Here is a 12,783-nt window from a genome sequence, read left to right as displayed (position 1 = left end):
AAATAAAAATCATGAGAACAGATTACCTACGGTTAGGGATATACGTTATTTGCCTGCATTGGCTGATAACCGCAGTATCCTGCACCAAAACAGAAGAGCCGCCAAGACCGGTAGGAACGGAGCTGCCCTATACCAACACGGTTACCCGTAAGTTAGCAGCGCTGCTGGATTCCATCCCGGAAGCATCTATCTACCGCGCAGCTTTCAAACGCACCACCATACAGCGATACATGGACAGCGTGAATGCTATAAATCCTAATACGCCCTATACCTTGTTTGTGCCGGTTAACAAAGCCTGGGAAGCGGCCGGCTATACAATGGACAAAGTCAATGCCATGCCGGCGGCTGTACTGGATACGCTGGTCCGCTATATTACTGTTGTTGGAGGGGTGTCGGCCCGCGCCGATGGTCTGTTGGGTGAAACCAATTATTACCCGTTGACTTATAGAGAAATGCTCACACGCACACAGGTACCTAACCCTTTTAATTTTTATTTTCAGTACTACTACCGGTTATGTGTAGGGCAATCTGCCGGTGTGCTACGCCTCAACGGAAAAGAAGTAAGCCACAAGGCTGGCATTCCTGCTGTCAACGGTACTTTGTTCCTGATCGACAGCCTGGTCACCAAACCGTTCTATGAAAGTTACCAGGTACTGGCAGCGGATACTTCTTTCAGCTTCTATATGGCGGCGCTTAAAAAGAGCAATGCGCTGTACCAGAAAAAGGGAATCCTGGGGTCTTTTACAAACGAGGTCCAGTTTAATGATACTTGCGCCCTGACATTGATGCGAGGGGATCTGACAGCCGGACTGGACCCTGCGGCTATTGTGTTTGCGCCGGATAACAATGCATTCAGAAAAGCCGGTTTCAATTCCATTGCAGACATTAATACTTACATTGATCACTCTGCGCTGGCTGCTGCGCCGTCTTTCACGCGGATGCTCACCAATATGGATTCTATCCTTGTGAACCACCGGCTGTTGATCAATATACAGCGTATTAATTCGGGCTACGCCTACCTGTACACTGCTGGTTTGCGCAGTAATGCTTACGCTACTTCTCTGAACAATAGTACCGCGCTGGGTGCCATTACGTACCGGCAGGAAAATGGCCAGATTGTACTACATCGCCAGGATGCCCCGCAGGGACGTGGCGCCGTTGTAATTGGTCCTTCTGATATCACCACGCTCACCGGCGTCATTCACCGGGTAGATAACCTGTTATTGCCCACACCATAAAAGAAAGTACATATGCACTATAAAAGATTTTTTTTAGGGAGATGGATACTGGCAGGGGTACTGCTGTTAGCGGCCTGCGCGAAGGATCATGTAGAACCGGAGAATATTTATACCAAAAATGGTATCGCAGCAGTGGTGAATGCCAATTTCAGTCTTACACTTTTCAAATACGCGATGGTGGCCACTGCTTACAACGATACGCTAAGTATGCCCGGACCTTATACCTTGTTGGGGCCTTCCAACGATGCATTTATAGCAGCAGGTTTGCCCACCGGCGCCGCTATTATGAGAGCACTGGATTCCATGAAGGCAATGATTCCCTATCATGTCATGAAGGGCGCAGTACGACTGGATTCCCTGCCCATGGCCTTTAACCAGGCATTCGCTACCATGAACGGGCAATCGGTGTATGTAACCCACTGGAGCAACAGTCGGGATACCGCCGTTGTTGTGAACGGCGTGCGCGTGAATACATTCGACAAACCAGCTGCCAACGGATTGGTAAACGTAACGGATGGCTTACTGAGTCCCATCGTCTACAGCAACGTACAGCAGGCTGTTTCCGGAGATCCGGCGCTTTCCCTGTTCAATGCTGCCATCATCCAAAGCGGCCTTGCTGCTGCTTATCAGTCGGGCGGTCCCTATACGGTATTCGCCCCGGTAAATGCAGCCTTTCAGGCCATCGGCATCTCCACCACCGATAGCATCTACAAAATGGATCCTGTTAAACTACAAGGCATCGTGAAGGCACATATTGCCAACGGCAGAAATTTCGTATACGATTATATCCTGAAAGCTGATGTAACAACGAACAACTATACAGAACAACTGCTCGATGGTACAACTGCCACCATTACGCTGATCAATGATCCATTACGTCCTGGCCGCTTTTCCGATATCAATCTGCAAAAGAATGGAACGGGCATGGCCACACTCTCCCGGAAAAATGTACTGGCAGGAAATGGAGTAGTACACAACATTTCCAGGATTTTAACAAAATAAATGAACAGAAATGAATAAATGTATTAAATCCATCTGGATAACGGTAGTGCTTTGTTGCTGCATGATCGCAGGCGCCATGGCGCAACAGACAGACGGCAGCCTCATAGGTAAAGTGACCGACAGCAGCCGGCTGCCACTGGCCGGCGCCACTGTGGTGGCTATACACCAGCCTTCCGGTACTACCTATAGCGCTACCGCCGATAAAACCGGCAGCTTCTTTCTGCCTGGATTGCGTATCGGTGGTCCCTATACCGTTACCGTGAGCATGGTCGGAAAAAAAACTAACAGCATGCAACAGGTGACCGTTCGCCTCGGAGAGCCGCAACAGCTCAATTTCATGCTGGCCGGCGAACAAAAGCAATTGGCGGAAATTGTGATACAATCGGCTCCTGCAACCCGCAGGGCTAATACCTACGGCACCGCCCAGAATATTACCCGCACACAGCTGAACAGCATGCCCACCGTGAACCGCAGCCTGCAGGATATTACCCGGCTCGTGCCACAGGGCTCTAAAGACAATAGCTTTGCCGGTACCAACTTCCGCTACAATAATATCACCGTGGATGGTGCTATCAACAACGACGCCATCGGCTTCAGTCCTTCTGCAGGCGGTATCACAGGTACTTCCGGCGCTCCCGGCTCCAGCACACGTACCAACGCTATTTCGCTGGATGCTATTGAAGATATGCAGGTATACCTCGCTCCCTACGATGTGAAGATCGGTAACTTCACCGGTGGCAGCATCAATGCCGTTACCCGCAGCGGTACCAATACACTCACGGGTTCCGCTTATGTGTTCGGCCGTAATGCCACCATCACCGGAAAGGATAAAACCGGCTCGCTGGGCAAAATGAACAACGATTTTTACGATTATCAGGCCGGTATTCGTTTAGGCTTTCCCATTATTAAGAATAAGCTTTTCTTCTTTACGAACGAAGAAATTACCCGCCGCCAGGATCCGGCACAGTTGATGGCTGGCCAGCCGGAAACCGCGCAGATACTCAGTGCGAAAGACGCAGATGATATCCGCAATTTTACACTTGGCCATTACGGCGCTATCTTCGATCCGGGAACAGCAGGAGCATATAACAGTTACGCCAGGTCGGAGAAATACTTCAACCGGCTCGACTGGAACATCAACGATCGCAATCAGCTATCCATACGCAACAACACAATTCTCTCGCGTTCAGTGAATATGGACCGCGACCAGATGGATTTTCGCTTCAGCGCTATGGCCTATCGCCAAACCAATAACCAGAGCTCTACCGTAGCCGAACTGAAAACAAAATTCAATAACGGCTTTTCCAATAGCCTTATCGTGGGGTATACTTCCATCCACGATTACCGCGATCCGCTCTCTGATCCATCACTCCCCCAGATACAGATCATGGGCCGTACCCCGGGAACTACCATCTACCTGGGCACCGACAGGGAAGCTGCCATCTTTAATATGAAGCAACGGACCTGGGAAATCACTGATAACCTCACCTGGCATAAAGGCAAACATACCCTGCTGTTGGGTACGCACAATGAATTGTATCATATCAGCTATGGATTTGTCAATTCATGGAACGGACGAGTTGATTACCTGAGCATAGAAGACTACCTGCATGGGAATCCATATCGCGTGAGAGGCAATTACAATTACTACAACAATTCAAGGGATTATATTCTCTCACATCCGGAGGCCGTATTTGATGTAGATATGCTGAGCGTATATTTTCAGGATGAGATAAGAATCACTGACCGGTTCCGCATAACACCGGGACTGCGTGCAGATTACAGCATGGTGCCCAATAAGCAGCCACTGAGCGAACAGGTAAAAAATGCTTATACAGACAGCTACTTCGGAAACACTTATACGTATACGCCCATGAACCGGATTACTAACAGCTATCTGAATCATGTACAGATATCGCCGCGTATAGGCTTCCGATACGATATGACCAGCGACGGCCGCCTGGTATTAAGAGGTGGCGCCGGCCTGTTTACAGGGCGGATTCCATTGGCCTGGCTTGGATACGCATTTTATAACACAGGCATCAACTACGGCTCTTATGATCAGAAGGCCGATCAGCAACCTTTTGCAGCCGGATCAGATCCTGTTAAACCGGGCGCTAACGGCATAGCCGATTTCATTGCAAAGAATGGTACCGCCGTGAATAGCCCTCAGGCAGGGAAAACGCAGGTGGATCTGGTAGATAATAACTTTGCCATGCCCAAGGTGTTGCGTACCAGTCTTGCCCTGGACTACACAACACCGGCTGGCTATAAGTTGGGGATGGAAGGCTTGTATACAAAAACGATCCAGGACGTATATTTCCAGCAGATCAATATCAAAGACAATCCACGCTATTATGGCTTCGATACCAACCATGAACTGCCTGTATACAGCGGCGCCATCGATCCCCGTTTTGCCAACGCCTATGAGTTGAGCAATACCAGCCTGGGTTACCGCTACGCAGTAACAGGAACCGTGAGCAGAAGATTCGAAACAGGTTTGAATGCCTCTGTAGCCTATACCTATGGCGGCTCTAAAGACGCATTCAATGGTATCCGGAACTCCATGGAAAGTAACTGGCAGCTGAATCAGGCATTAAATCCCAATAACGCAGGGCTGGCATGGTCCAATTTCGATATCCGTCATCGTATAATCGTTAACGTTGGATACCAGCGCGCCTGGAATGCAAAATGGACCACCAGCATGAACCTCTTTGTGAGCGCGCAATCCGGTAGTCCGTTTACCTACGGTATCGTCAATAACAGCATACAGGGATTGCCCCAGCAGGTAAGCCTGGCCTACATTCCCCAACGGGATGAAGCGATTCGTTTCTTCCAGGATTATTCCGATGCTGCCGGTACAGTAGTAACGGCCGCACAACAGGCAGATGCTTTCAATACCTACATCGATGGTAACAAATACCTCAGCAGCAGGAGAGGAGGCTTTACAGAAAGAAATGCAGGGCGCACTCCCTGGAACACTACTGCCGACCTGCACTTTGCGCAGGAGTTTCACTTTGCTAACAGCAGCCGGTTCATCACATTTACGGTGGATATCATGAACCTGACCAACCTGATCAGCAGCAACTGGGGCCGGGTATATTTCTCTCCGAATACCTTCAACTCCACAGCCAGTGTTGGTTTAACTCCGGACCTGTTCCCTCCGAAACAGAATATGGGCAACTATCCTGTATATAGGTTTGGGGATCCGGGAAAAGCGTATTCGATTGATTATTTCAATTCAAGAGCACAGGGGCAGCTGGGGCTGAGGTACTCATTTTAGAATTAGGAATTAAGAATATAGAATTAGAGCGGAGACCTAAGCGGATAAAAATGTTATCAATCGCTTAGGTCTCCGCTCTGATTCTTCATGCTATATTCTCAATCCCTAATTCTATATTCACCATTCATTAATAACTGAGCTTATGAATCAATACAAGATTATCCTGGTTCACGGATATCTCGCTAACTAGGAGGGAAATAGGTCACCTCACTTTAAAAAATCACGGGAACAAATCCCCCCATTTAACAGCAGGAGTTCCCGCCATGCCCGATTCTCATTAGCCCGATTTTAATACTTGGTTAGCTCATCTGAAAAGCACTACTCGCTTCGTTGATGAAAATAACAAGCCAGGCACAAGTATATTGTGCCCTTCAATTATATGTTTAAAACAATGATCCCTGTACTTCTTTCAGAGGATAGAAAACACCGATTATTACAAATGGGTTTTTAGCTCTGCGCATATGCCATTCTTTTGTGGTGCCCAGAAAGAAATAGATATCATTCTTTATAATGAATTCATCGAAGTATTTTTGTTTGACTTTATCCAAAGCTGTTGATTCGTTGGCTCCATCTTTTTGGCAATTCCAGAATAGTTGCCCTATTTCCCAATCTTCAATCATTAATCTACTCTGTTTACCATCATTATCTAAAAATTTATAGAAAAATTTATACGGAACCTTTGGGATCATTTTAACAGGATCAATATTACCCTGGGCAAATAGATCTGTCTGTTTTCGAATTTCAACCCACTCATTTTTCCAATTACGTTCATCTGTTTCCCATTCGAATCCGATAATTTTTGCAGGTCTGAACGCCGCAAGCGACGTGTTTTTTGGCGCCTTTGAATCATCAATAAGTTGGGTCAGACTGGCATAAACATTCCGAAGACAGAGTTGCTTCCGTTGAAACCAATTCTTGTCGGTCCCCAATCGGGGCTCATGGACTATCAAATCCCGAAAGTCATAATATTTCGGGGAGTAACTCTCAGGACGAAAGTCATCGTGTCGCTTTTCTATATCTAATTCAATCCAGGTATATTTCACACCTTTTTTGAGTCTGCCGGCAAATTTCTCGTCGCTTAAAAAGCTCAAAGGAACAGGATAAATTCTAATCCAGCTTCCATCTTCCAAAAAACCTGCAGTACAGACTAACTCATCATAGCTCCTGGAAGGTAAAGGATAGGTTGTAACGGTTATCAGAATTTTTTTTCTGGGCATTTATAAATGGATTAACTCATAATTCCATTGGGGCAACCGGGTTATTGCTTCTGCCAGATGTTTTCTATGACATTGGCAGATATTTGCTTCAAAGCAGGTAAGAGCAATTCGGGCCTTACTTTTCAGTAGTTGCAGAATTTGTTTTTGTTCAGTTAAAGTACTAGGCAGATTAACCTGACAATATTTAGCAAATAGATTGTCATAATCCTTTTGTGATTTTAACTCTTGCCTTTGTTCTGAAACAATTCCAACCTCCGGGATGTGGATATACTCTATCCCTACACTCCGACAGGAGTTCACTAGCTGGCTTTTACTAAAGCCATATTTCATACTGAGTGGGTTGTTTCTCACGTCCACTAATACTTTAACATCTTTTACGATAAGTTTATTTAAGTATTCTTCCAAAGTAATACCTTCATATCCAATAGTATACAAAATAGTGTGATTACTCTGGGGCCTATGCTGACGAACTATTTTTAAGTCGTCTTCGGTAAGATATCTATCTGCAATTTCACTATTAATTGCGTAAAACGGATATTTGTTATAAGTGTATTTAATTAAATCTTTATAGTTCTTCTTGCCGTGTAACAGGAATAATTGATTTAATGCTTTTTGATCATTCTCCTTTAATTGGATGATATAATCGGCTGTATCAGTTTTTCTTATTCCGTGACTGTCTTGCGCCACCTGCTCATACTTTTCCATAGTGGATATATCAGCCATGGCCTGAAAAGAAAAGCAACCGTATTTATAAGGAACAAAATGGTAATCCGGGCGTTCTTGTTGTTTGGTCAACAGTAGCATAAGCTTTTGAAAGCTGGTTTTGCCTAAAGTACCTCCAAATTTTTGCAATAAAGCCAGTGTTAGTTTCCTTCTATAATACATAGCACAAATATACGATTACTAAGTAAATTAGCATAAATTTCATATTCTCAATTCGCAATACTAAACGCCGCATTATACCTGCTCCTATACTCCAGGGGCGACAATCCCGTGATCTTCCTGAACACTTCCCGGAATGCCTTTACATCTAAATAACCAACATCATACATTACTTCATTAACCGACTTGCGGCTCGTTTCAAATGCTTTTTTGGCGGATTCTATTTTTACCCGCTGCAGATATTCCAGGGGGGTGTTGCCCGTAGCTTTGATGAATCTCCTGTCGAAGTGCCGCCTGCCAATGGCAAACATAGCCGACAACTGTTCAACAGATATTTTTTCATGAAGATTTTGCTCTATATAGGTCTGTGCTTCTTTTACCAGTTCATCGTCGTGTAACTTTTGCCCTTTAAATATGATGAAGGTCGACTGGCTTTGCCGGTCTATTTCGATCTGGAAGATCTTGGAACAATAGATCGCAGTTTGCCGGTCGTATTTTTTCTCTACAAGATAGAGCATCAGGTTCAGAAACGAGTAGCCGCCACCGTTAGTGTAGATCCCGTTTTCATCGGTGATCAGTTTGTCCGGTTGCAGATTCACTTTGGGGAACATACTTCGGAATTTTTCAGTTTCGTTCCAGTGCGTGGAGCAACTTTTTCCGTCCAGTAATCCTGCTGCAGCAAGCAGGTAGGCGCCGGTACAGATACTTGCTATTTCTGCACCGCCCTTATATTGCTTTGCCAGCCATGAAATCAACGCTTTATTTTCCTGGATGCCCAGCTGGTAGTTATGGCTTAGCGATGGAATGACTACCAGGTCGGTTTTCTTGATAGCTGATATGCTGGTATGCGGATGCACGGTAAACAATCCATCACCGTACTCCACATGCTTCGATGTGCCTGCCAGTTCAATCCTGAATAACGCCGTTTTATCTTTACCATTTTGCTTATGGTACTCATTGGCCCGTGTTAGTATCTCGTAAGTACCGCTAATGCTGCTTAAGTTGTTCCTCCCTTCCGGGACAACGATAGTAAGATGTTGCATCGGAGTTTTTTAACCAAAGGTAGATATTTTAACAGGTCCGAAACGCCCCTCTAAAAAGTCTGTTTTACACCCTTTTTATTAATGAGGAGGTCGCTACTTTTGTAATGATATTCATCTGTTTTTAAATTGTTTATAACCATGAATAACCAGGATTTTACTACCACTATTTTAGTGGATCAGACACCCCGGCAGGCATTCGACGCCATTACCAATGTTCGCGGATGGTGGTCTGAAGAAATTGATGGCGGTACCGCGGAACTCAACGATGTGTTCCTGTACCACTATAAAGATGTTCATATCTGTAAAGTGAAACTCGAGGAAGTGGTTCCGGAGGAAAAAGTTACCTGGCGGGTGTTAAATAACTATTTCAGTTTTGTAGAGGATAAAACTGAATGGACGGATACCCGTATCACTTTTGACATCTTCCGGGAAGATAACAAAACGGCCGTCCGTTTTACCCATTGGGGATTGGTGCCGGACTATGAATGCTACCATGTCTGCTTCGACGCCTGGAGCAACTACGTCAACAACAGCCTGCGTAGCCTGATTACTACCGGTAAAGGCACTCCTAATCCTAAAGAAGGAGAAGGTTTCAATGCGCAGATTGTAGAAAAATGGAAGCTGAAATAGCGGGAAAGAGTTACGAATTACGAAATAGAGCGAAGACCTTTCGCTAAGGCCTTCGCTCTATTTCGTAATTCCTAATTCGTAATTCTTTCCTTATGCACCGGATCCACCAGCATCTGATTAAACCAATGTGGGTACGGCGCAGCTATACGGGATATTTCATCCAATGTGGCTACATCTGCGGCAGATAACTCCACATCCGCTGCCTTCAGATTATCTTCGAGCTGATGCATTTTAGAAGCACCGATAATGACACTGGATACAACAGGTTTGCTAAGTAGCCATGCCAGTGATACCTGCGCCACGGTGGCGTTATAGGCAGGTGCTATTTCCCGGATCTTTTCAATGATCCGGAAACCATGTTCCTTATCGGTAGGGATCAAATCGAAACCCGACAGCCGGTTGTTTTCATCTTTCAGATTTTCGCGGGTGTACTTGCCGCTCAGAAAGCCACTGGCTAACGGGCTCCACACGGTCATGCCTAATCCGCCATATTGCATGAACGGTATCAGGTCGTGTTCCGCATCGCGACCTACCAGTGAGTAGTTGAGCTGTGCATTAACGAATGAACTCCAGCCGTTGTGCAGCTGCATCTGATGGGCCACGGCCGCTTTCCAGGCCGACCAGTTCGAGAATCCCACGTATCTTACCTTGCCCGCTTTAACGAGGTCGTCCAGCGCAGCCAGCGTTTCTTCAAGCGGTGTGTAAGGATCTTCCTTGTGCAGGACGTACAGATCAATGTAGTCGGTGCCAAGTCGTTTCAGGCTCTGCTCGCAGGAGTACAATATGTGCCGGCGCGACAGCCCCGCCTGTGTTATCGGCTGTCCCGTCCGGAACCCAACCTTGGTGGTAATAATTACCTCCTGACGCCGTGGCGCCAGCAGTTTGCCCAACATGAGCTCTGATTGCCCGCCGGCATAGCCGTCGGCTGTATCAAAGAAATTAATCCCGCTGTCGAGCGCTTTGCCAACCATCGCGTTGGCGTCGGTTTCCGAAACTTTGTAAACGCTTGGCATGGATGGATCGCTGCCGAAGGTCATGGCGCCAAAGGATAGTTTGGATACGATAAGGCCAGATTTGCCCAGAGTAGTGTATTTCATGAAAATGAGTAAAGATATGAGGACTAAATATACAATTAATCCCATTTTACCCGCAGGAAAAACTATTCATAGCATTATGTCTTACGAGTTTTCTTACAGCAGCTGGTGCAGCGCGTCGGGTGGCAGTAATGTTCGTTCCGAAAAGGCCTGGCTTTCGCCCTGGAGCAGCGCTTCTACGGCTTCTTTCATATTGGTCAGCGCAAGACTGAATAACCTGGGCCCAAAGCTCACCCGGGCTATACCCGCTGCCTCCAGCTTTTTCAGATCAGCTACCGGTGGTATCATTAATACATTCACAGGTAATGAAGTTCGTGTAGTGATGGCCGTTATAGCTTCATACGTATCAATCCTGATGGGAAATACGCCGTCGGCGCCTGCCCCGGCATAGGCGTCCGCCCGCCGGATACTTTCTTCCACCGGATCGCTGACATTAGCCGAAATGAAAGCATCTGTTCTCGCATTGATGAATAACGGTACTCCCATATCCCGGGCCACATCCCGGATGGCAGATATCTTTTCGCATTGTACGGCAACAGGCGTCAGATGCTGATGGCCGGCATCGCTGTCTTCTATATTAATACCTACCGCTCCTGCCGTGATGAGCTGAGCAATGTTGTGCTGCAACTCCGGCAGTGATCCGGCAAATCCCCTTTCAATATCCACTGTCACAGGAAGCTCACCGGCGGCCTGTACGATACTGCGTACTACTTCCAGCAATCGGCCGAACGGTATGGCTTCGCCATCGGGATATCCGTTCGCCAATGCAGTGGCAATACTGGCGGTAGCAATCGCCGGCAGGTTGCAATGGGCCACCAGCCGGGTACTGATGTAATCCCATACATTGGGCAGCAGTAATATTTTCCCTGTATGATGTAATGCCCTGAATTGCTCCGCCTTTTGCTTTTGTACCTGTACGTTCATGTTGTAGCTGGTTTAAATGTGGTAAAGGTAAACCCTTGCCTGGATCCTCCAGGGTGCCAGATTGGATATGGCAGGTAGTCCACTTTAATTGGCGCCTCCACCCACTGCATGATACAATGCAATCACCGCCTGCCATTGCTGTAACTGATCGTTGATCTTACCAATCTGTGCGTTGAGTAGATTTTGTTCTGAGGTCAGTACATCGGTGTAGTTGGTGGTAGAACTGTAGCGCAACAATTCTTTGGTAAAGTCGACCGCCTTCTCCAGTGACGCCAGTTGCTTTTCCCGGTTTTCTTTTTTTTCTGTTACTGATTCGAGAGAATAAAGCGCATCAGATACTTCTTTTCCCGCAGCCAGCATAACTTTACTGAAATTGTACAGGGCTTCCTGTTGTTGGGCCTGCGCGGTTGCAAGACGGGCCTTATTCAATCCCTTGTTGAAAACTGGTTGTGTGATGCCGCCAATGATATTGGCAAACAGTCCGTCGCTGGTGAACCATTTGGCGAAATCGAAGCTCGAAAATCCACCGGAGGCAGTGATGTTCAGGCTGGGATAGAAGGCAGTACGGGCTACGTTGGTCTGTTCAAATGTATTACGGAACAGCAGTTCTGCCGCTTGTACATCGGGCCGCCGGCTAAGGAGTTGGGCGGGTATACCGGTAGATAGATTGCCGGGCAATTGCTGGGCTGGCAGCGCACTGCGCCGGATGGCCCCCGGAGGCAGTGTCAGCAGTATGCTCAGGGCGTTTTCTGTTTCCCTGATTTGCCGCTTTACATCAGGGATAGCCACTGCTGCCGCATATTGATTGGCTTCGCTTTGTACCACAGCAGCGCCATTCACAATACCGGAAGCTTTCAGATCGCGCATACTGTTTACATCTTCGTTCCGGTTGGCGAGGGTTTGTTGCAGTACCCGCAGCTGCTCGTCCAGTGCCAGCAGCGTGTAATACGTTCCGGCGATATCAGCGATCAGACTGCTTTGTACGGCCTGCCTGCCGGCTATTGTACTCAGCAGGGCTGCCTGGGCCGCCTTTTTGCTGCTACGGAGTTTGCCCCATATATCCACTTCCCAGCTGGCAGTTAGTCCGGCGTCGTACTGCGTGGCGGTATTGATCAGTCCGAACCCCTGCGGGAATGCCAATCGTGATTGCTTTACGGAGGCAGTCGCATTCAGGTCCGGAAGAAATGCCTGCCTGCTTTGTCTGAATGCCGCCTGGGCTGCCGCAATGCGTTGCATGGCTATTTTCAGATCCAGGTTTTCGTTGATACCGCGATTTATCAGTTGTTGCAGTAAACTGTCTGTAAAGAAATACTGCCACGGCCGGGTGGCGATGCTGTTGGTATCGTTGCCAACATGATCGCGGTACAATGCCGCCGGCCCGGGATCCGGCTGTTGGTATGGTTGGGTTACCTTACAGGAGACTGCCAGTAATGCGAGTGCCGCCAGCCATTTATATCTGATGTTCATTAT

At 47.3% G+C, this 12,783-nt stretch carries 10 protein-coding genes; 4 read left to right on the top strand and 6 right to left on the bottom strand.

Going from position 1 to position 12,783, the window contains the following annotated elements:
• Window positions 1–11: 11 nt before the first annotated feature.
• From UNH61_RS18790 to UNH61_RS18780, 3 genes are read left to right on the top strand one after another with little or no spacing between them, the layout of a single operon-like run.
• Window positions 12–1,238: a hypothetical protein gene (locus UNH61_RS18790; protein WP_326993526.1), complete on the top strand. Its 1,227-nt coding sequence runs from the start codon at window positions 12–14 to the stop codon at window positions 1,236–1,238.
• 12 nt (window positions 1,239–1,250) lie between these two features.
• Complete coding sequence (locus UNH61_RS18785) at window positions 1,251–2,240, top strand: fasciclin domain-containing protein (RefSeq protein WP_326993525.1); 990 nt, start codon at window positions 1,251–1,253, stop codon at window positions 2,238–2,240.
• 10 nt (window positions 2,241–2,250) lie between these two features.
• On the top strand, window positions 2,251–5,523 hold the full coding sequence (locus tag UNH61_RS18780) for a TonB-dependent receptor (RefSeq protein ID WP_326993524.1): 3,273 nt from the start codon (window positions 2,251–2,253) through the stop codon (window positions 5,521–5,523).
• A 383-nt stretch (window positions 5,524–5,906) separates the two neighbouring features.
• Here UNH61_RS18780 and UNH61_RS18775 read toward each other — a convergent pair whose 3' ends face one another.
• The 3 genes from UNH61_RS18775 to UNH61_RS18765 form a co-directional block, all read right to left on the bottom strand.
• Complete coding sequence (locus UNH61_RS18775; RefSeq protein WP_326993523.1) at window positions 5,907–6,740, bottom strand: hypothetical protein; 834 nt, start codon at window positions 6,738–6,740, stop codon at window positions 5,907–5,909.
• Window positions 6,741–7,592, bottom strand: a complete 852-nt coding sequence (locus UNH61_RS18770) for a DUF488 domain-containing protein (protein ID WP_326993522.1) — start codon at window positions 7,590–7,592, stop codon at window positions 6,741–6,743. It lies immediately after the preceding gene.
• A gap of 80 nt (window positions 7,593–7,672) precedes the next feature.
• Window positions 7,673–8,665 (bottom strand): helix-turn-helix domain-containing protein, encoded by a 993-nt coding sequence (locus UNH61_RS18765; RefSeq protein ID WP_326993521.1) that lies wholly within the window; start codon window positions 8,663–8,665, stop codon window positions 7,673–7,675.
• A gap of 138 nt (window positions 8,666–8,803) precedes the next feature.
• Here UNH61_RS18765 and UNH61_RS18760 point away from each other — a divergent pair, with 138 nt between their 5' ends.
• Window positions 8,804–9,295, top strand: coding sequence for an SRPBCC domain-containing protein (locus UNH61_RS18760; protein ID WP_326993520.1), 492 nt, complete (start codon window positions 8,804–8,806; stop codon window positions 9,293–9,295).
• A gap of 71 nt (window positions 9,296–9,366) precedes the next feature.
• On the opposite strand, the gene UNH61_RS18755 is transcribed toward UNH61_RS18760, so the two are convergent.
• From UNH61_RS18755 to UNH61_RS18745, 3 genes are all read right to left on the bottom strand, one after another.
• Window positions 9,367–10,392 (bottom strand): aldo/keto reductase, encoded by a 1,026-nt coding sequence (locus UNH61_RS18755; protein ID WP_326993519.1) that lies wholly within the window; start codon window positions 10,390–10,392, stop codon window positions 9,367–9,369.
• 93 nt (window positions 10,393–10,485) lie between these two features.
• Window positions 10,486–11,313 (bottom strand): isocitrate lyase/phosphoenolpyruvate mutase family protein, encoded by an 828-nt coding sequence (locus UNH61_RS18750; RefSeq protein WP_326993518.1) that lies wholly within the window; start codon window positions 11,311–11,313, stop codon window positions 10,486–10,488.
• 84 nt (window positions 11,314–11,397) lie between these two features.
• Window positions 11,398–12,780, bottom strand: coding sequence for an efflux transporter outer membrane subunit (locus tag UNH61_RS18745; RefSeq protein WP_326993517.1), 1,383 nt, complete (start codon window positions 12,778–12,780; stop codon window positions 11,398–11,400).
• Window positions 12,781–12,783 lie beyond the last annotated feature (3 nt).

Source organism: Chitinophaga sp. 180180018-3 (genome assembly GCF_037893185.1).
Classification (GTDB): Bacteria; Bacteroidota; Bacteroidia; order Chitinophagales; family Chitinophagaceae; genus Chitinophaga.
The sequence above is the reverse complement of the archived record's forward strand: the minus strand, read 5'-3'. Positions and strand labels throughout refer to the sequence as shown.